The sequence below is a fragment of the Neobacillus driksii genome, from assembly GCF_013409995.1.
GTDB lineage: Bacteria > Bacillota > Bacilli > Bacillales > Cytobacillaceae > Neobacillus > Neobacillus driksii.
The window spans coordinates 133743-153622 of record NZ_JACCBX010000003.1 but is presented as its reverse complement, the minus strand read 5'-3'; the positions used below and the strand labels follow the sequence as shown (position 1 = coordinate 153622).

General features: G+C 38.2%; 24 protein-coding genes. 17 read left to right on the top strand and 7 right to left on the bottom strand.

The window, feature by feature from the left end:
* Positions 1 to 25 precede the first annotated feature (25 nt).
* Complete coding sequence (gene sspL, locus F4694_RS07000) at positions 26 to 163, bottom strand: small, acid-soluble spore protein L (RefSeq protein ID WP_034674074.1); 138 nt, start codon at positions 161 to 163, stop codon at positions 26 to 28.
* A gap of 87 nt (positions 164 to 250) precedes the next feature.
* On the opposite strand from sspL, the gene F4694_RS06995 reads away from it, so the two are divergent.
* Together F4694_RS06995 and F4694_RS06990 are read left to right on the top strand one after the other, a co-directional pair.
* Complete coding sequence (locus tag F4694_RS06995; protein WP_179596265.1) at positions 251 to 757, top strand: divergent PAP2 family protein; 507 nt, start codon at positions 251 to 253, stop codon at positions 755 to 757.
* A gap of 15 nt (positions 758 to 772) precedes the next feature.
* Entirely contained in the window at positions 773 to 1054 is a 282-nt protein-coding gene (locus F4694_RS06990) for a DUF6123 family protein (protein WP_218895556.1), read from the top strand.
* Between the two features lie 36 nt (positions 1055 to 1090).
* Here F4694_RS06990 and F4694_RS06985 read toward each other — a convergent pair whose 3' ends face one another.
* Both F4694_RS06985 and F4694_RS06980 read right to left on the bottom strand, forming a co-directional pair.
* The gene (locus tag F4694_RS06985) at positions 1091 to 2011 is read right to left on the bottom strand and encodes a DMT family transporter (RefSeq protein ID WP_179596263.1); all 921 of its coding nucleotides are present in this window, start codon (positions 2009 to 2011) and stop codon (positions 1091 to 1093) included.
* A 5-nt stretch (positions 2012 to 2016) separates the two neighbouring features.
* On the bottom strand, positions 2017 to 2424 hold the full coding sequence (locus F4694_RS06980; RefSeq protein WP_179596261.1) for a reverse transcriptase-like protein: 408 nt from the start codon (positions 2422 to 2424) through the stop codon (positions 2017 to 2019).
* A 189-nt stretch (positions 2425 to 2613) separates the two neighbouring features.
* On the opposite strand from F4694_RS06980, the gene F4694_RS06975 reads away from it, so the two are divergent.
* A complete protein-coding gene (locus F4694_RS06975) occupies positions 2614 to 3270 on the top strand; it encodes a reverse transcriptase-like protein (RefSeq protein WP_179596259.1) in 657 nt (218 codons plus the stop codon).
* A gap of 20 nt (positions 3271 to 3290) precedes the next feature.
* Positions 3291 to 3476 carry a zinc-finger domain-containing protein gene (locus F4694_RS06970; RefSeq protein ID WP_179596258.1) on the top strand — a complete coding sequence of 62 codons (186 nt, stop codon included), beginning with the start codon at positions 3291 to 3293 and terminating at the stop codon, positions 3474 to 3476.
* Positions 3477 to 3586: 110 nt separating this feature from the next.
* On the opposite strand, the gene cspD is transcribed toward F4694_RS06970, so the two are convergent.
* The gene (cspD, locus tag F4694_RS06965; protein ID WP_026563856.1) at positions 3587 to 3787 is read right to left on the bottom strand and encodes a cold-shock protein CspD; all 201 of its coding nucleotides are present in this window, start codon (positions 3785 to 3787) and stop codon (positions 3587 to 3589) included.
* A gap of 271 nt (positions 3788 to 4058) precedes the next feature.
* Here cspD and F4694_RS06960 point away from each other — a divergent pair, with 271 nt between their 5' ends.
* A complete protein-coding gene (locus F4694_RS06960) occupies positions 4059 to 4340 on the top strand; it encodes a hypothetical protein (RefSeq protein WP_179596256.1) in 282 nt (93 codons plus the stop codon).
* 58 nt (positions 4341 to 4398) lie between these two features.
* Here F4694_RS06960 and F4694_RS06955 read toward each other — a convergent pair whose 3' ends face one another.
* On the bottom strand, positions 4399 to 5931 hold the full coding sequence (locus F4694_RS06955; protein WP_179596254.1) for a serine hydrolase domain-containing protein: 1533 nt from the start codon (positions 5929 to 5931) through the stop codon (positions 4399 to 4401).
* A gap of 163 nt (positions 5932 to 6094) precedes the next feature.
* On the opposite strand from F4694_RS06955, the gene F4694_RS06950 reads away from it, so the two are divergent.
* Positions 6095 to 8278, top strand: a complete 2184-nt coding sequence (locus F4694_RS06950; protein ID WP_179596252.1) for a DNA topoisomerase III — start codon at positions 6095 to 6097, stop codon at positions 8276 to 8278.
* A 67-nt stretch (positions 8279 to 8345) separates the two neighbouring features.
* Positions 8346 to 8768, top strand: a complete 423-nt coding sequence (gene mntR, locus F4694_RS06945; protein ID WP_179596250.1) for a transcriptional regulator MntR — start codon at positions 8346 to 8348, stop codon at positions 8766 to 8768.
* 272 nt (positions 8769 to 9040) lie between these two features.
* On the opposite strand, the gene F4694_RS06940 is transcribed toward mntR, so the two are convergent.
* Positions 9041 to 9253: a DUF3892 domain-containing protein gene (locus F4694_RS06940; RefSeq protein ID WP_179596248.1), complete on the bottom strand. Its 213-nt coding sequence runs from the start codon at positions 9251 to 9253 to the stop codon at positions 9041 to 9043.
* A 132-nt stretch (positions 9254 to 9385) separates the two neighbouring features.
* Positions 9386 to 10294: a homoserine O-acetyltransferase MetA gene (gene metA, locus F4694_RS06935; protein WP_179596246.1), complete on the bottom strand. Its 909-nt coding sequence runs from the start codon at positions 10292 to 10294 to the stop codon at positions 9386 to 9388.
* A 188-nt stretch (positions 10295 to 10482) separates the two neighbouring features.
* Here metA and F4694_RS06930 point away from each other — a divergent pair, with 188 nt between their 5' ends.
* The 10 genes from F4694_RS06930 to F4694_RS06885 all read left to right on the top strand — a co-directional run bounded on the left by F4694_RS06930 (position 10483) and on the right by F4694_RS06885 (position 19828).
* Entirely contained in the window at positions 10483 to 12171 is a 1689-nt protein-coding gene (locus tag F4694_RS06930; RefSeq protein WP_374757413.1) for a formate--tetrahydrofolate ligase, read from the top strand.
* A gap of 18 nt (positions 12172 to 12189) precedes the next feature.
* On the top strand, positions 12190 to 12723 hold the full coding sequence (locus F4694_RS06925; RefSeq protein ID WP_179596243.1) for a hypothetical protein: 534 nt from the start codon (positions 12190 to 12192) through the stop codon (positions 12721 to 12723).
* A 130-nt stretch (positions 12724 to 12853) separates the two neighbouring features.
* The gene (locus F4694_RS06920; RefSeq protein ID WP_179596241.1) at positions 12854 to 13702 is read left to right on the top strand and encodes a DegV family protein; all 849 of its coding nucleotides are present in this window, start codon (positions 12854 to 12856) and stop codon (positions 13700 to 13702) included.
* 60 nt (positions 13703 to 13762) lie between these two features.
* A complete protein-coding gene (locus F4694_RS06915) occupies positions 13763 to 13903 on the top strand; it encodes a hypothetical protein (protein WP_179596239.1) in 141 nt (46 codons plus the stop codon).
* 71 nt (positions 13904 to 13974) lie between these two features.
* The gene (locus tag F4694_RS06910) at positions 13975 to 14625 is read left to right on the top strand and encodes an HD domain-containing protein (RefSeq protein WP_179596237.1); all 651 of its coding nucleotides are present in this window, start codon (positions 13975 to 13977) and stop codon (positions 14623 to 14625) included.
* Positions 14622 to 16511 carry an ABC-F family ATP-binding cassette domain-containing protein gene (locus tag F4694_RS06905; protein WP_179596235.1) on the top strand — a complete coding sequence of 630 codons (1890 nt, stop codon included), beginning with the start codon at positions 14622 to 14624 and terminating at the stop codon, positions 16509 to 16511. The genes F4694_RS06910 and F4694_RS06905 overlap by 4 nt, the downstream gene beginning before the upstream one ends.
* Before the next feature lie 143 nt (positions 16512 to 16654).
* Positions 16655 to 17791, top strand: a complete 1137-nt coding sequence (locus F4694_RS06900) for a conserved virulence factor C family protein (RefSeq protein ID WP_179596233.1) — start codon at positions 16655 to 16657, stop codon at positions 17789 to 17791.
* A 63-nt stretch (positions 17792 to 17854) separates the two neighbouring features.
* Positions 17855 to 18289, top strand: coding sequence for a BrxA/BrxB family bacilliredoxin (locus F4694_RS06895; protein ID WP_179596231.1), 435 nt, complete (start codon positions 17855 to 17857; stop codon positions 18287 to 18289).
* A 45-nt stretch (positions 18290 to 18334) separates the two neighbouring features.
* The gene (locus F4694_RS06890) at positions 18335 to 19108 is read left to right on the top strand and encodes a class I SAM-dependent methyltransferase (protein ID WP_179596229.1); all 774 of its coding nucleotides are present in this window, start codon (positions 18335 to 18337) and stop codon (positions 19106 to 19108) included.
* 126 nt (positions 19109 to 19234) lie between these two features.
* On the top strand, positions 19235 to 19828 hold the full coding sequence (locus tag F4694_RS06885) for a YpjP family protein (protein ID WP_179596227.1): 594 nt from the start codon (positions 19235 to 19237) through the stop codon (positions 19826 to 19828).
* Positions 19829 to 19880 lie beyond the last annotated feature (52 nt).

Sequence of the window (19880 nt, the reverse complement as noted above, 5' to 3'; positions counted from 1 at the left end):
AAAGATGGGACAGCCTTTTCCATTTTTATTTAGTGTTGCTTTTTTTAGCAGCATTTTCTAATTTACTTTTAGGATCTTCTGTCATTTCCGCATCCTGACCATAACCTTGTGGATTCACTCCAGGTGCCTTGACACCGCGATTTCTTGAACCGTGTTTACTCACCGCTGTTCACCTCCCATTTTTTTAGTATTTCCACGTGAGAATAATAAAACTCAACTTTCTAAACAATAAAGATAAGAGGTGATATAAATGAACAAAGGTGTTTATTTAGCCCTATCGAGTATTGCTTTAGCACAAGGCTTAAAGATCCCCATTCATTACTATAAAAAGAAAGAATGGCGCCCAGACCTCTTTTTCCAAACGGGTGGAATGCCAAGCTCCCATTCAGCGGGGGTTTCTACACTAACCACCTATATTGCTTTACAACGCGGGCTGCCAACATTTGATTTTGCCCTCTCCCTAGTTTACGGGCTGATTGTTATGTATGACGCTCAAGGTATTCGACGGCAAACGGGTGAACTTACCTTAAAGGTAAATTCCATGCATGATTTAATGGAAAAAGTAGATAAAGAAGAAAGTGTAGAATTTGAACAAGAATCTCCCAAAAAGTTGAAGGAAATGTTAGGACATCAGCCTGAAGAAGTAATCGGCGGTGCGCTCCTTGGGGCATTAGTAGGAGTAGTTGGGCATTTATGCACAAAAAATAGTAGAAAAATGTCGAATTTTAAGTTAAAATCGGATAGAAGATGGTTTTAGATTGCTTGGAGAGGGATGGAGAAGCCAGTGCGGACAGTTGATGAGTACTTGCATTACTTGGAAGGAAAAGGTTTTCAATTTCAAGAGGATGCAATCGGTTTTATTTATTTCGGAAAACACTACACGAATGCTTCCGATGAATTAATTAATTCTGCAATAGAGATTACATTAAAAGCCCAGAAAACCTTTGATGGAAGCTTTTATGTGTCATTATTAGAAACCCTTGTTTCGAGCAAAATACAAACAAGAAATGCGGCCCTAAAGTTTGTTAAGGAAAGAGAATTAGTGGCTATATAAGTAAAAAAAATCCTCCATTAAAGGAGGATTTTTTTCTTACCCTTGAACGCTCTTGTTTTTTCTAAGCAAAGGAAATTTATTTGCAGGAAGCTCTGCAAAAATCATTCCTGCAAAAATAAGAAGGCAGCCAAATAGTGCACTAACAGATAAGCGTTCATCAGCCCAGTAATAACCAGCAATCGCAGCAAATACAGGCTCCATTGCGAATATTAACGCCACTCTTGTGGCAGTTGTGTATTTTTGAAAATTTGTTTGAATCAAAAAAGCTAGTGCCGTAGCTAACACACTGGTGATCATTAAAGCAACAATGACATCCTTCGAAAGTAAAATTTCTACATTAAATGATTTTCTCCAATCTTCAAATATAAACGCTGAAAGGATAGATAAAACCGCCACCGTAGAAATTTGTATTACGGTTAACAATAAGGTTGGATGTTTGTTCGAAAACTTTCCCGTGAATATAATTTGAAGAGCAAAGCTAATCGCACAAATGAACACTAAACCATCGCCGATATTTAAAGACGAAACATCAGTCATTGTCAGCAGAAATAAGCCAACAGTTGCAATCGAAACTCCGATTACGGCATTTCTGCTTGGAAATTGTTTTAATAAAAACATTGAAAAAAGTGGGACGAAGATGACACTTAACCCAGTAATGAACCCGGCTTTAGAAGTGGTTGTATATAATAAACCGATGGTTTGAGTGGCGTAGCCAAGGAATAGCCAGAAACCAATAAATAAACCGGACGCCAGCATTTTTAAATTCAATAAAGCAATCTGCTTTCGTTCAAAGAGAAATAGCCATAATAAAAGCATAACTGCTGCAGCTAGAAAGCGGATTCCATTAAAGGAAAATGGATCGAGCAAACTAATCGCATTTTGAACAAGAACAAAGGTTGTACCCCAAATAAATGTGACGAATAATAAGCTAATATCTGCAAATATAGGCTTTCTCATGAAGATTACTCTTCCTCCAATGTATTTTTTCGGATTGCAAGACGCGCTAATTCATCCGCTGTTTTATTTTCAATGCTTGGTATCCATTTCATAAAAAATAAATCAAAATGTTTGGAAAGTTGTAATGCTTTATCCAGTAACGGGGCATACAATTTGTTTTTGACAAATTCCTTCTCAACACCTTTATTTACTAAATCTGAATCAGTTCGAAAGGATACAAGGGAATGTGAATAACCTTTTTCTAAGCAGATTTCTAGCGCTTTTATAAAGGCATGATATTCTGCCTCATGATTAGACATTATTCCGAGTGGAATAGAATATTTTTCCGCTGTCCCATTCCCTTTAATAAATATTCCAGCACCGCTTGGCCCTGGGTTACCAGCACTGGCACCGTCGATATATACCTCAATCAAAGCAGACCCTCCAGTTTCATAATAATTGAAAGTTTATCATAATCTAACACAAGCAGGAAATATATTTTTCCTATTTCTACTTTGTTGATGTGGGTATGCTAAGATTAGATGTTTTAACATATTGTAAGAAAGTGCCAGCTGTAAATCTTACTTTTCAACTCAGAAATTTTTTAAGGAAGGTTGAAAATCATGAAATATAAACTTGAATGGAATTATAAAACGGGGAAAAATGAAAAAATACAATTTACTTCTGATTGGATATCAACCGATTTGGCAATACAAGCTGGTGAAGAGCTTGAAAAACTAGGAAAAGCAAGTGATATCTACTTTTATGACGAAGTAGGTACATCGTGGATTTTAAAAGAGCTGAAAAAGCTAGTCACTGAAATTGAAGATGACCCTCATGAAATTACCGTTTATTTTGATGGTGGTTTTCAAAAGGAAACTAATACTGCTGGTCTTGGCGTGGTTATCTTCTTTAAACAAGGGAAAAAGAAATATCGTATCCGGGCGAACGAGATGTTCAATGAGATGGAAACAAATAATGAAGCTGAATACGCTGCTTTTTATTATGCATTAACGATTTTAGAAGAATTAGGTGTTCATCATCTGCCGTGTGAATTCAAAGGAGATTCTCAGGTCGTGTTAAAGCAGTTGGAGGGTGAATGGCCATGTTATGAGGACGTACTCAATGCCTGGCTCGATAGGATAGAAGAAAAAATTAAATCACTATCTCTTACACCAAAGTACACGCCTATTCCAAGGAATGACAATAAAGAAGCAGACAAATTGGCGACACAGGCGTTAGAGGGGAAAGAAATTTTCGCGAAGACACAAATCATTTAAGAACGGGGTGCCGTAATCTCATGAAAAATTCAAGCAGAAAAGAACTGTTTAATCATGTTGAAACCCTATTGGCTCATTATTGTAATGGCTGCTTTGTGCATCAGCAGTTTAAACAAGAAGGCGGCAGGAGGTTTGCGCATCGCTTTTGTATTTCACAATGTACAGTAGGGGAAAGGCTGCAAGAATATGGGAAAAGGCTGACATGAATAGCAGTTCTCAGCTGTAGAATTGTTCAATGTGGATTTACCATCTAGGTGCCTGAGAAAAAAAGAAAAAAGGCTGGGGTTTTACGCCAGCCTTTGGTTGTGTTTGATGATTATAGTTTTACTACGTTAGCAGCTTGTGGTCCACGGTTTCCTTCAACGATTTCGAAAGAAACTTCTTGGCCTTCTTCTAAAGACTTGAAACCTTCGCCAGTGATTGCGCTGAAGTGTACAAATACATCGTCTCCGCCTTCAACTTCGATAAAACCGAAACCTTTTTCATTGTTGAACCATTTTACTTTACCGTTTTGCATCTACTATTTCCTCCTAAGCCTTTCAGGACACCTATGAAAAGTGCCAAAGATAAATATTATCATGACCACAAAGATAATATAAATACTATTCAATTAATGATACATGACGCTTTTAATATACATGAATATTTTTGGGCAGTCAAGGAAAGTAAGCGCTTTTTTACCCAGTAAATTGTATTAACATGCATATTCAAAATTAATAAATCTATCTAAACATAAAATTTTAACAGCCTCATATTCTTATAAAAATGGTTGATAAAGGGTGAGGAGTATGTACCGATTTTCGGTTGAGGGAGATGAATGGATTTTAAGATTCTCGCCGCAAATTTACATCGAAGCTGAAGAAAAACAAGTTGTCCTGATGTCATTGCTTCAAATCGGAAATGATTTATCATCTTATTCACATGGTGATGCCTTTCTTATGTTTACAAAGAAGATAGGTGCGATCGTTTTTGACGTTGAAAGAATTCCATCATTTATTTTAACCGTATCTAACATTATTCCAGAAGAAAATTGGTATATGCAGGATTCAAACTTAAAACTTATACAATAAAGAATAGAAATAGGTGGTCAGAAGTGACCACCCATTTTTGTCATGAAACAGACAAATTTTATTGCTTTACGAATTGCCATGCATTCTGTATCTTAAGATTATCCTCATTAAACTCTAACAATCCATAACCAGGACAGAAAAACTTATTTTCAAATAAATACGTACAAGGCAGCTTTTCATCTCCATCAAAGAAAGTTGGTGTGTCTCCGTCTAAATAAAAAGTATATACCATTTCTCCTTGTTGATAATCCCCAAAAAAAGATGTAATCGTGTCTGAATTCAGCTTTGTTAATGGCTCTATAATTTTTTTACTAGGTGACCCGTTCACCATTAAATAATCGGGGTGATTTATTAATCCTATTGATACCAGAACCTTTTCATTTTCTTCGACCCCAACAATATGATCATCTTTCAAAGAACGGATTGAAAAATTACGTCCATTATGAATGATACAAGGATCCTGATTAAAGTCGATAGTGAGTAATCCAGATTTAGCACTTAAATAGTTTCCGCAGGATGCTTCGATTATGTCCAAATTCGGTTCACTCCATGATTGTTTCTCTTCACTAAGTGATCCAAGTTGCTCCAAAATTTCCTCGACTATCTCCCATCCAACATTATTGCTCGCAGCAGTAAAAACGCCGATATTATGTTCTGGAATTAAGACGATGAACGAGCGGTAAGTACCGATTCCGCCACTATGCCACCAATAGTTAATCCCTTTATCGAATTCTTTAATCCAACACAATCCAATAGAGCTTTCTGGTAGGGTATACCGATTAGCCTGCAAGCTAAATATCTCTTGAAATGACTCTTTACTTAGAAATTTTTTCCCATTGTATCTTCCATAAGATAAATACATCTGTCCGAAATTAGTCATGTCTGCTGTATTGGATATACAGAAGAATGAACCATGGCAGGCAGCGTTTTCAGGAAATGAATGATCTACTCTGAAGGAACCATCGTCTGACTTTTCATGTTGTAGAGCTATAGGATAGGTCATGGCTTTTAACGGGTCATACATACTTCTGTACATCTCAAGAGGGGTGAAAATTTCATCATTCATGAGCTGAGCAAACCTTTTTCCTGCAACTCTTTCAGCAACATATCCTGCAAGATTGATAGAATGGTTTCCATATGAATACATCGTATTTGGCGGCGCAACAAAAGAAAGATTAGGAACCTCTTCTCTTACATATTTCTCAAGAGCGTCGTTGTCTCTGCTTCCAAAAAGGTCACCACCATCAGGCAGTCCTGCAGTATGAGTTAGTAACATACGCAAAGTGGTGATTTCTACAGCGCCAGGAAAACTAAGCTTTAACTCAGGTACATACTCTTTTATCGGACGATCTAATTCTAGTAAACCTTGTTGTACAAGCTTTATGATTAATGTTGCGGTAAGCGTTTTACTGACTGATCCAATTCGAAATAAAGTAGCAGGAGTGATGTCAACTCCTTGTTCCTCGGTGTTTGTAGTTCCGTATCCTTTCTGAAATATCACCTCTCTATCAGTGAATATTGAAATTGCAAAACCTGGAGCTTTTTCTAATAAACTTACAGCTAAAGAATTAATCTTTTCAAAATTCAACATCTTTTTGTACCTCTTGTTATGTATGTAAAATTTACCAAATAGAGTTCTATTATATAATGAGTAAATCTATTGGTCTAGTAATGGATATATTTTTATTCTTTACAAATAGACAAATGAAGTGGGAAAATGAATGCTGGATGCTTTAAAAAGGAGCAATCAAAAAATGAAATTAATTATTGCCGAAAAGCCAGACCAAGGTTCAACATTGGCTTCTATATTTAAACATAAAAAACAAAATGGATTTATTGAGATTTTTCCAAACGAAACGTTTACAAATGGTGCATACGTCACATGGGCAATTGGTCATTTATGCCAGCTTGTGAATCCCGAAGCATATGAACCCGGATGGAAGAAATGGTCATTAGATAATCTGCCAATGATACCTGCTCAGTTCCAATATGAAGTGACGAAGGATAAAATAAAACAATTTTCCGTTATCCAAAAGCTTGTTAATAATCCAGCGGTAACAGAAATTATTCATGCAGGGGACGCCGGGCGTGAGGGTGAATTAATCATCCGTAATATTCTTCGGATTACGGGTTGCCGGAAGCCAATGAAACGTCTATGGATATCCTCTTTAACACCTAATTCAATACGTGAAGGTTTTAATAAATTATTAGATGAAGATCATACTAGAAATCTATATTATGAAGCATACACTCGAGCGTGTGCAGATTGGGTAGTTGGAATGAACGCATCAAGACTCTATAGCTTGCTTTTGCAAAAACAAGGCTTTTCTGATGTGTTTTCAGTTGGCAGGGTACAGACCCCCACATTGGCTCTTATTGTAAAAAGAGAATTAGAGATCGAGAATTTTAAATCTGAACCCTTCTGGGAAGTCATTGCCCATTTTAATATTGAGGGCAAGAAATATAGCGGTAAATGGCAGAATGATGGAGAAACCCGAGTAAAAACAAAAGAAATGGCTGAGAAGGTTGCCGCGTTTTGCAGGGATAAACCTGCAGAAGTATCAGATGTACAATCGGAGAGAAAAGAGTTTTTGCCACCGTTACTCTATAATCTTTCTGCTCTTCAGGCCGAAGCAAATAAACGATTTAAGTTTTCACCGAAGAAGACGTTAGATGTGCTGCAGAAACTATACCAAAAAGGGAATGTTTCGTATCCCCGCTCGGACTCGCGGTATGTAACAAAAGAAGAAGCGAATACTTTTCCAGAAATTCTTACGAAATTAAGTCATATTAGTGGATATGATAAGTTTTTTCCACTGCCAATTGAATCAATTGCCGATAACAAGCGGTATGTAAATGAAAAAAAGGTAACAGACCACTATGCGATTATTCCTACCGAACAAATTCCAAATATAGACCGGCTTGATCCCGATGAAAAGAAACTTTACGACCTCATTGTTACAAGTTTAATAGCCGCACACTATCCAAAAGCCGTTGCCGAATATACAACGGTAACAACTTTAGTAGATGGACGGGCAGTTTTTCAATCAAAAGGTAAGGTTCAAATCGAAGAAGGATGGCGGAAGGTAATCAACCAAAAGGAAAAAGAGGATGAACCGGCTCTTCCACAACTAACAAAAGGAGAACAAGGAAGTACGGCAAAGGTTGATGTAAAAGAAAGCCAGACACAGCCGCCGAAACGCTATACAGAAGGTCAGTTAATTACGTTAATGAAGACGGCAGGGAAGCACATCGAGGACAAGGAAATGGAGAAAATCTTGTCCAAAACGGAAGGGTTAGGTACCGAGGCAACGAGAGCTGGAATTATTACCATGCTGAAGGATAGAAAATATATCGATGTAACCAAGAACTTAGTATACGCGACAGCAAAAGCTAGAATTTTAATTGAAGCCATTGGACAGGAAATCCTTGCTTCCCCGGAAATGACAGCCAAATGGGAGCAGAAATTAAAAGAAATATCAGAGGGCGCTGCTTCTCCAAAGAATTTTATGGAACAAACAAATAAAATGGTCTCCCACTTAATCTCTTCAGGAGTGGGACATTCTACTAATTGGGTCTTTTCAGAAGATGTGCGTGAAAACTTTACCCCTAGTAAAAAGATGACAAAGGGTAAGGGCGGTACAAAGCTGGGCAAATGTAAAAAGTGTGACGGCTCCATTGTCGATAAAGGCAGCTTTTACGGGTGTTCTAACTATCAAAAAAACCAATGTAATTTCACGATATCTAAAAAAATTCTTGGAAAAAACATTACCCAAAAGAATGTGAAACTTCTTTTATCTGAAGGGAAAACGGAGTTAATTGAAGGTTTTACCAATAAAGATAAAACGTTTAATGCAAGGCTTTTTCTTGATGAACAGGAGATGAGGGTTAAGTTTTTATTTGAAGAACAGAGTTCCAAAACTGTGACAAAGTTATAATTCAACTTGTCACTATTTTTTATCTATAGTACACTTTTAAGAGAGTAATTTTTTTTGGAGGTAAGGGATGCCAACACCGAGTATGGAAGATTATATAGAGCAAATATATATGTTAATTGAAGAAAAAGGATACGCCCGAGTTTCAGATATTGCAGAGGCATTATCTGTTCATCCCTCCTCAGTAACAAAAATGGTCCAAAAGCTAGACAAAGATGAATATCTTGTTTATGAAAAATACAGAGGCTTCAGCTTAACAACTAAAGGGAATAAGATTGGAAAGCGCCTTGTATTCAGACATGATTTACTGGAGCAATTTCTTAAAATCATCGGAGTAAAAGATGAAAATATATATAAAGATGTTGAAGGAATCGAGCACCACTTAAGCTGGGATTCGATTGAAAGAATCGTTGACCTCGTTCAGTTTTTTCAAGAAGATGAAACCAGAATTGATGCTTTAAAAGAAATTCAGAAACAAAACGAAGCCGAATAAAACTAAGCACCTGGTAGAAACCAAGTGCTTTACTGTTGTTTTCGTAAAGAATGCTTCATGAGACCCATTTCGTCAAGGGAACTACAAAAAAGGGCTCCATGAACGCTTCATGAGACCCATTTCATCAAGGAAACTTCAAAAAAGGGCTCCATGAACGCTTCATGAGACCCATTTGATCAAGGAATCTATAAAAAAAGGCTTCATAATCACTATTTTTATAAAGAAATTTCAATGATCGGCTTTTATGAAGCATTTCAATGTTTCCTTTTGAATCAGAATAAGTTTGGATAATGGTCAAAGGATTGTTCCTGCTCAGGGCTTAGAACAAGTTTCCCATCGTGATCCTCGGCTGCTTGAATGCCTTGGATGACACCGACTGATGCTTCCATTAACGCTTTTTGATAGGAGATGACCCGGCCTCCAGATGTAACAAAGCTAATAATATCACCAAAATGGTTTCGATGCAGGCCGACTACTGTTTCCATAACATTTCCCCCCTTTGCTCGATATTCTTTCTAAAATTCCCGAAAAATAAACTACGAGGGAATAGATATTTAACAAAAAAAGCAATAAAATACATAGAAAAGAAGCATCGGTCTACCCCGATGCTTCTTTTATTACTCCCAATTGAAAGGAGTTTCTTGGTATACGTAGTAGTTGAGCCAGTTTGAAAAGAATAAATGTCCATGGGAACGCCAGCGATTAATTGGCGGTTTTGTTGGATCATTGTTAGGAAAATAATTTTCCGGGATATGAATTTGCAGCCCTCTGCTAATATCACGATTGTATTCCTGTGCTAATGAATCTGATTCATATTCCAAATGTCCTGTTATCATCACATGTTTTCGATCCCTAGAGGCAATAAGCAGTGCCCCCGCTTCCTCAGACGCGGCTAACAGCGTAAGCTCAGGGTTATAATGGATTTCCCCAATTGATACATCTGTATATCGAGAATGGGGAGCATAAAAATGATCATCAAAACCGCGTAAGAGTAAATCATTTTTCTCGAAGATTTGATGCTCGTAGATTCCCGAACATTTACGCGATAATTCAAATTTATCAATCCCATAATGATAAAAAAGTGCGGCCTGAGCTCCCCAACAAATATGCAGGGTAGAGGTGACATTGGTTTTTGTCCAGTCCATAATTTCTGTAAGCTCTTCCCAATACTTTACTTGCTCAAACTCCATCAGTTCTACTGGAGCACCTGTGATAATCATGCCATCATATTTTTGATTTTTGACCTCTGAAAAAGTGGTATAGAATTGTTCTAGGTGCTGTTTGCTGGTGTTGGTAGATTCATAGGAATTCGTTTTTAAAAATTTGACGTTTACTTGCAGCGGGCTGTTCCCCAATAGCCTTAATAGCTGCGTTTCTGCTTTTTCCTTCTCAGGCATTAAATTGAGAATAAGAAGTTTTAAAGGACGGATATCCTGGCTGATGGCCCGTTCATCGTCCATAACAAAAATATTCTCATTTTCGAGTATTTCTCGTGCAGGCAGCAGCTTTGGAATGTTAATAGGCAAGGTGCACTCCCCCTTATTTCTAATCTGTTAATTATATAGTATTTTTTAAATATTTGGTCTATAACATTATAAACATTATCTTAGTTTCAGAAAAGAATAAAGTTTTGTGAGTATTAATACACGAAATAAATCTGTGATTTGATACAATAAAAGAGGTTAGAAATTCTAGTGAATGCGGGGGATCATTTTTGCAAATGAAAACATCATTTAAGTCCGACATTGAAATTGCACAAGAATCGACCATGAGGCCAATTGTTGATATTGCTGAATCAATTGGTTTAAAGGAAGATGACCTCGAATTATATGGCAAGTACAAAGCAAAAATCTCGTATGAAGCGCTTAGGAATATTGAAACAAATGAAAGTGGGAAAATTATCCTTGTTACCTCTATCAATCCAACGCCTGCTGGCGAAGGGAAATCAACGGTAACAGTTGGTCTTGGCGATGCCTTTAAACGCATTGGTAAGAAAGCAATGATTGCAATGCGCGAACCATCATTGGGTCCGACAATGGGAATAAAAGGCGGTGCTACCGGAGGAGGTTATTCACAAGTATTGCCAATGGAAGACATAAACCTGCATTTTACCGGGGATTTGCACGCAATTACTACAGCTAATAATGCTCTTGCTGCATTATTGGATAACCATATACAGCAAGGGAATGAGCTTAAAATTGATCAGCGGCGGATTGTCTGGAAACGCGCTGTTGACTTAAATGATCGTGCACTAAGAAAAGTTATTATCGGTCTTGGCGGGCCGCTTCAAGGAGTGCCTCGAGAAGATGGTTTTGATATTACGGTGGCATCAGAAATTATGGCCGTTCTATGTTTGGCTTCAGACTTACAGGATTTAAAATTGCGATTAGCCCGAATGGTGGTCGCCTACAACGATAAAAAGGAACCTGTTACAGTAGGGGATTTAGGTGTTGAGGGGGCTCTAACTTTATTGTTAAGGGATGCAGTTAAGCCAAATCTCGTGCAAACGATTGAACACACTCCTGCACTCGTACATGGCGGACCTTTCGCTAATATAGCTCATGGCTGTAATAGTGTGATTGCCACCCGTGCAGCAGCAAAGCTGGCAGACTTTGTCATTACAGAAGGCGGATTTGGTGCTGACTTAGGAGCAGAGAAGTTTTTACATATTAAAGCAAGAAGTGCTGGTATTAAACCAGAGGCAGTTGTAATCGTTGCAACCATCCGTGCATTAAAGATGCATGGCGGAGTTACAAGGGCAGATTTGGCAAAGGAAAACATCGCTGCCTTAACATTGGGCATGGCGAATCTGCAGAAGCATATCGAGACAATCAAATCCTTTGGATTACCAGTGGTGGTAGCGATTAATAAATTTATCACAGATACAGAACTTGAAGTTCAGACATTGCTAGAATGGTGCAAGCGCGGGGGTGTGCCTGCTGCTTTAACAGAGGTCTGGGAAAAGGGAGGTGCCGGTGGTGTAGAGCTTGCAGAAACATTGTTATCTGTAATCGAAAAAGAACAAAATAACTTTAAGCTTTTATATGACGTATCAGACTCCATTGAAACAAAAGTCAGAACGATTGTTCAAAAGGTATATGGCGGTAAGGATGTAGAATTCTCAACGAAAGCTAAAAAGCAGCTCTTAGACTTTGAAAAATTAGGCTGGTCTAATTTAGCGATCTGTATGGCAAAATCGCAATATTCCTTATCCGATGATCCAACGAAATTAGGAAGACCAACTGACTTTATCGTTAATGTAAGAGAGTTCAAACCATCAATTGGTGCTGGTTTTATTGTTGCGTTAACCGGGGAAGTAATGACTATGCCGGGATTACCGAAGAAACCTGCAGCATTGAATATGGATGTGGACGAAACGGGCAAGGCATTAGGGCTGTTCTAATAAATTGAGGTGACTTGAATGTTCGATCCTACCGCTTTCGATAATATGAAAGTAGTTATTGAAGGGGCGTTATATGATTTAGATTTAGCGGGAGAAATTGTTATTACGGACCGGAACGACATCGTCAATATGGCAAAAATGTCACGCAGTTTTGATGTTCACTTTCAACTAACTTCATCTCAACAAGCTAGCGTGACGGCTAAATTAGAAATAAAAGCAGATTTGATAAACCTTGCTGCAGAGTTACTGCCAAATTCTTTGTCACAGAAAGATGCTGGATGCACAATAAAGCTGCAATTTTTTCATTATGGTATTACCGATGAAGGACAATTAAAAAAAATACGAGAAATTATGACTGATATTTGGGGGGAATCAAGACAGATTAGTCAATCTGTAACGTATACACCTTCAAAATCACTGATTCATAATTCTATTTCAATTGAATTCGCCAGACTGATTAACGAGGATCAAATGGATGATTTGGTTGATATGATCGATTTTATGATTAAGACCATTGAACATTTACAATCTTACCTTATAAACCTTAGTTAAACTGTTTGCAACCAGCTATCTATTTAGCTGGTTTTTTTATCGATATGTATGTTTACAAGAAAACGATTTCAAGGTACCATTATTTTAACTAGATATTAGGACCTCATACCAATTTTAAGGAGAGATAACATTGGTTAAAACGGCATGGGTAACTGACAGTACATCATTTTTAGATGAAGAATTAAGAAATCATCCTGATTTATATACAATACCATTAACAATCTTATTAGATGGCGAAGAATTTGCAGACGGAATTGATTTAACGGCGGCCGAGCTTTTTGCTAGATTAAAAGAAGTTAAGGCACCCCCAAAAACTTCACAGCCCTCTGTAGGTGTTTTTCAGGAATTATACAAAAAACTTTCACAGAATTATGATCAAATTGTAGCTGTTCTATTATCAGGAAAGCTTAGTGGTACTGTCTCTTCAAGTGAACAGGCTGCAAAGCTTGTTGATATTCCTGTTAAAACCTTTGATTCCCATATTCTAACTGCACCAATGACGGCTTTATTAAAAAAAGGGATGGAATTAATGGACGCAGGTAATAGCGTTGAATCTGTCATGGATCATTTGGAATCATTAAAGAAAACAAATGAGACGTATGTTCTAATTGGAAGCTTAGAGCAGCTTCATCGCAGCGGAAGGATGTCCGGTTTACAGTTTTTCTTAGGAAGCATGCTTAATGTAAAGCCCATCATTTCAATCGAAGAAGGCGCCCTTAACACAAAAGAAAAAGTAAGAAGTGATAAAAAGGCGAAGGACAGGATTCTAGACTACTTTAAATCCTCTTATGAAAAAAATAAATTTAAAGAAGTATATCTTTTATATGGATTACACCAGGAACATGCAAATGAATGGAAAGTGGAATTAGAAAGACTTTATCCTGAGTTAAAGGTTATTCCCTGTCCGTTAGGTGCGGTTATTGGAGTCCACGCAGGTGAAAACACGCTTGGAATCAGCTGGCATAATGGGTTGAAATAACTTTATCCCCATGTGAGCATACTAAAATGGCAGTTCATTTTAGGTAAGGGGGTAATTACCATGAAAAATAAAAATTTGACACGTGAAGAGATTGAGAAGCAGGACCAAAAAAATGATGTTGAACTTGGCGGAGAGTATACCATTGGTAACACCAAGTCACAAAGCCAGAAAAAAAGCGGCCGTCAGGCAAACAAAAAATAACTCCGAATTCTCGGGGTTATTTTTTGTTTGCTTTTCATGTTAAAATACTTGGGTGAAGGAAGGTGTTTTACATGAAAAATCAAATGATAGAACAAACGAATACGTTTGTCCGCAGTCAATTAGGTGAAGACGCAACAGGACATGATTGGTTCCATGTTGACCGCGTCAGACGGACAGCATTACATATTTGCAAACAAGAACAAAACGGTGACCCATTTATTATTGAAATGGCCGCACTTTTGCATGATATCCCTGATGAAAAGCTTAATGACAGTGCGGAAGCAGGGAAAAACAAACTGAATTCATTTTTAAAAAGTATTGCGTTGCCTGAAGAGGTACAAAACGCTATTGTGGAAATTATTGATTCTATTTCATATAAAGGTGGACGTAAAGCGGAGCTAAAGACGATTGAAGCAAAAATCGTCCAAGACGCGGACCGGTTGGATGCAATTGGTGCAATTGGCATTGCGAGAACATTTGCATACGGCGGTAAAAAAGGACAACCGATATACGATCCCAGCATACGTGTGCGAGAGGAAATGAGTTTAGAAGAATACCGCAAAGGGAAATCAACGAGCATTCATCATTTCTATGAAAAACTGCTAAAGTTGAAGGATTTATTGAACACAGATACTGCAAAAAAAATGGCAGAAAGCCGTCATCAAACGATGGTGGACTTTCTAGAACAATTTTATCTAGAATGGGATGGTCAAGACCGATGAAAATGCTGACAGTAGAAAATGTAACAAAAACGTATGGAGAAAAACAGTTATTTAATAACATCTCCATTACCATCGGCGAAAAAGAACGGGTCGGTTTAATTGGCATTAACGGGACGGGAAAATCTTCACTTTTAAAAATTATTGCCGGATTGGATCAGCCTGATGATGGAAAAATTATCACAGGCAAGGATTACTCAATTGCATTTCTAGATCAACAGCCTGACTTAGATCCAGCTAAAACAGTTCTAGAACAGGTCTTTCATGGTGAAGCACCGATTCTAAGGTTAATGCGCGAATATGAAAAAACACTATTACTTTTGAATACATCTCCAAATGATACGAAGGTTCAAGAGGATCTTTTCCAATTACAAAAGCAAATGGACGCTTTAAATGCATGGGATGCTAGCACAAATGCAAAGTCGATCTTAATGAAACTAGGAATTGAGGATTTCACAAAGAAAGTTGGTGAACTCTCTGGAGGACAGAAGAAACGTGTAGCGCTAGCTCAAGTCCTTATTGCTGAGCCTGATCTACTTATACTTGACGAGCCTACGAACCACTTAGACTTTGACTCTGTAAAATGGCTTGAGGATTATTTAAGCCGATATAGCGGTTCCATCCTTCTTGTTACACATGACCGTTACTTTTTAGACCGGGTTGCGAACAGAATGTTTGAGCTTGATGGCGGAAACCTTTATAGCTATAAAGGAAACTATGCTGCATTTTTAGAAGCCAAGGCAATCCGTGAAGAAAATGAGGCTGCTACCTTTGAAAAGAGGCAAAATTTGTTTAGACGTGAGCTTGAGTGGATGAGGCGTGGTGCAAAAGCGAGAACAACCAAGCAAAAAGCAAGGATTCAGCGGTTCGATGAACTAGAAGATAAGCTTTCAGGCGGGAAGCCGACTGGTGAAAAGGTGGATATCTCCTTAAATGGTAGCAGGCTTGGGAAACAGGTATTCGAACTCAAGGACGCGTCAAAGCGGTATGGGGAAAAAACAATCTTAAATGACTTTAATTTACTTGTAAAACCAGGAGACCGGCTCGGGATTATCGGCAGGAACGGGGCAGGCAAGTCGACATTGTTGAACATCCTGGCTAAGAAGCTTCCACTTGATGAAGGTGAGTTCATCATGGGACAAACAGTAAAAATAGCTTATTATACGCAGGAAAACGAAGATATGGACGAAAACAAGCGGATGATAGAATACATTAAAGAAACCGCTGAAGTGGTCGAGACGTCGGATGGTAAAACTTTATCAGCAGCGCTCATGCTTGAACGCTTTTTATTCCCGCCATTTTCACATGGAACACCAATTCGTAAATTATCCGGAGGAGAAAAGCGTCGTTTATACTTGCTAAAGCTATTAATGACCGCACCAAATGTTCTCTTACTAGACGAACCCACAAATGATCTTGATACTCAGACATTAACGGTTCTAGAAGATTACTTGGAAGAATTCCCTGGCGTAGTAATTACAGTATCCCATGACCGTTATTTCCTGGATAAAGTCGTAGAACAGCTGCTTGTCTTGCGTGGTGAAGGACGAATCGATTCTTTCTTTGGAAATTATAGCGAGTATCTTGAAAAAGAATCAGCTGTAGAAGCCAAAAAGATCGTAACTAATACGCCTGCTCAAACTAAAGCTCCAGAAAAGGAAAAAAAGAAAAGAATGACCTTTAAAGAGAAGAAAGAGTGGGAAGAAATAGATGAAGTTATTGCTAAAACCGAAGCTCGTTTAGAAGAAGTTGCGGAGGAAATGGGAAACACAGGAAGTGACTTCACCAAAGCCCAAGATTTAATGAAACTAGAAGCAGAACTAAACGTAAAGCTTGAATATTTAATCGAAAGATGGGAATATTTAGCTGAATTAGCGGAAAGTGAGTAGAAAGGTGCGTCCACGAGACGTGCTTTTTTATATGGGCAAAAATTTATATCAGCGTTCCACATTTCCACAAGACCAATTTCTAGAATGAAATATCACCATTATGTTAAACTTGTAAAGAGAAACTAAAGAATTAGGTGAAATTCATGAAAATTAAGGGTATTGAACCAACTCCAAGCCCGAACACTATGAAAATTATCTTAGACCAAGAACTGCCTATGGGGAAAAGCCATAATTATAAAAAAGAAACAGCTGCAAATGCACCCGTTGTTATCCAAAACATCCTTCAAGTCGAGGGAATTAGAGGTGTTTATCATGTAGCTGATTTCCTAGCGGTTGAACGTAATGCGAAATATGACTGGAAGGATTTGCTGCCGCAAGTCCGAAAGGCGTTTGGGGAAACAGCGGAACAATCAATGGAAAGCCCCAGCCAAATAGACGAACACTTTGGGGAAATCAAGGTTGAGGTCCAAATGTTTAAGGATATTCCCCTTCAGGTTAAGCTGACAGATGGTACCACAGAAAAACGATTTGGGATGCCTGAATACTTTTTAAAAGCTAGAGAACGAGCGCAGCTTCCAGACGAAAATTATATTCTTCTCCGCAGATGGGATCAACAGGGCGTTCGCTATGGAGACTTCGACCAAATTGGTCAAGAAGTCGTTGAGGAATTAATTGCCGCTTATCCAATTGAACGGCTAGAGGAACTTGTATCCGGAGCACAAATAAAAGAATCCGCTGCTAAACCAAAGCCCATACGAGATCGCAAAAAAGTAACTCTGGAATCATTAGAGAATCCCAATTGGCAGATTCGCTACCAATTGCTTGAACAAATGGTTGATCCTGAGCTAGGAGATTTACTGGTATTAGAAAAAGCATTAGCAGATGAAAAGCCATCTATACGCAGACTTGCGACCGTTTATTTAGGAATGATTAAGGACCAAGCTGTTTTGCCTTATTTATATAAAGCATTAAAGGATAAGACAGTCACTGTTCGCAGGACTGCAGGTGACTGCTTATCTGACCTTGGATTCCCTGAAGCAAGTACAGAGATGGCGAAAGCACTTCAAGACTCCAGCAAATTAGTTCGTTGGCGGGCTGCGATGTTTTTGTATGAAGTGGGTGACGAAACAGTATTACCTGCATTAAAGGCAGCAGAAAATGATCCTGAGTTTGAAGTCAGCATGCAAATCAAGATGGCAATCGAAAGAATTGAAGGCGGCGAGGCTGCTAAAGGTTCTGTATGGAAGCAAATGACTGAGGCGCGCAAAACAGAAAGTTAATTGGAATTGCACATAGTAAATTAGATATAGTACACTGCAAATATAGAAAGTGAGGTTTTTATGATGTCAATGGCATACGAAGAATACATGAGACAAATGGTTTTACCAATGCGTGAGGAGTTAACAAGAACAGGATTTCAAGAACTTACAACAGCTGAAGAAGTTGAAAACTACATGGAGAATGCTAGTGGAACAACACTTGTTGTTGTAAACTCCGTTTGCGGATGTGCTGCTGGACTTGCTCGTCCTGCTGCAACACAGGCTGTATTAACAAGTGAGAAGAAGCCTGACCATCTTGTAACCGTTTTTGCTGGACAGGATAAGGAAGCAACGGCGAAAATGCGTGAGTATTTCGAGGGAATTGAGCCTTCATCACCATCAATGGCGTTATTGAAGGGAAATAAAGTGGTACACTTTATTCCGCGTCATGATATTGAAGGAATGCCAATGGAATCTATTATGGATAATTTAAAGGCTGCATTTGATGCCAATTGCTAAAAGGATGTCATTTGACGTCCTTTTTTTTGGAGGTTTTTGAGTGTCATGTTTGTTACCACAGCTGGACGAACCAATCAGCAAATGATTGAAAAAGCAATAGATATAGCCGATGGATTAGAAGTACCGTACATACACCGTCGAAAGAGGCCAATTCAAACGTTACAAAAAGAAACCAACAGTGAGTGTATTGTTGTAGGAAAGGAGAGGCTTGAGCTATTTCCGTTTGGAGCTAAGCAGCCCTTCTTTTTCCATCCAAATTCTGCGATGTTTCGAATCAAGCGGCTGGCAAACGGTGAACACGACCCCTTTGCTGAAGCAGCACAACTTACCGAGGGAATGTCATTCCTAGATTGCACACTTGGTCTTGCCTCAGATTCAATTGTGGCAAGTTACATAGTTGGAGCTGATGGTTTGGTGACAGGCACCGAGGGTCAAAAGTATTTGGCTTTCATGATCGAGGAAGGACTGAAAACTTGGGATTCGGAAAACCAAGACATGAATAAGGCAATGGCTAGAATACAGGTTATTCACAGCCATGCACTAGAATACTTAAAATCCTTGCCGGATAACTCCTTCGATTGTGTTTATTTTGACCCGATGTTTGATGAGTCTATCCTTGAATCGGATGGGATAAAGGCGTTAGGTCAGATTGCTCTTTATGATGATTTGAATGAGGAGACGCTAGAGGAAGCGTTGAGAGTATCGAAACGTAGAGTCTTGTTAAAGGATCACTATAAGAGTAAACGGTTTGAAAAATATAATTTTCATGTTATGCGCAGAAAGACTGCTAAATTTCACTTTGGTTTTCTTGAAAAATAAGAACTTCTACCAATCTGTAAGAAATGATTTTTCCATTTTGCAGGCAAAAGAAGTATAATAATTGGTAGGAGTCAAAAAATATCGGAAAAATTAAGCTAATTCTTCCATGTACAAAGGGGAATGTAGATGAATAAATGGATTCGTAAATCGTTTGTAGTACTCGTTTCACTATTAACTTTTGGACTTATCACTCCGACTCAATTAATAAATAACGTAAATGCTGAGAAACCTACAGAGAGAGATACGATTGAAGCAGCACTGTTAAGAGGTTATGCTCAGGAAAATAGCTTTTTTGAGACAGAAGAAGTAGTAGATAAACAAAAGTTCCTCGAAGAGCTAATCAAACAGGCAGAGCTGCAATCCTATCAAAAATTTGGTACCAGGATTAAACCTGTAATTGAAAATGAGTTTCGCGAGATCATTATGCCAAATATCGAAAAGGCTTTGCAGGAAACAGCTGCACAATTCCCTGCTGAGGATTTATTAAATTTAGCTATTACGGAGACTCCAGGTAAGGGGCAATCAGAAAAAATCTTTAATATCAAAAACAGTGAAACCAATATGGATGTTCTTCGTTTTCATGTGAGAAGAGATAATCCACCTCAAGCTGGTTACTGGTTTAATTTTCATTACCATACTTATCATGATGGGTTTCAAAGCCATCATGAGCTAGGGTCTATTTATTGGGATAAAAATACCCCGCCTAAATGGATGAGTTAAGGATTTGCGAAACAATAGTAAAAATTTTATTATAATTATTGAAACCTTTCCT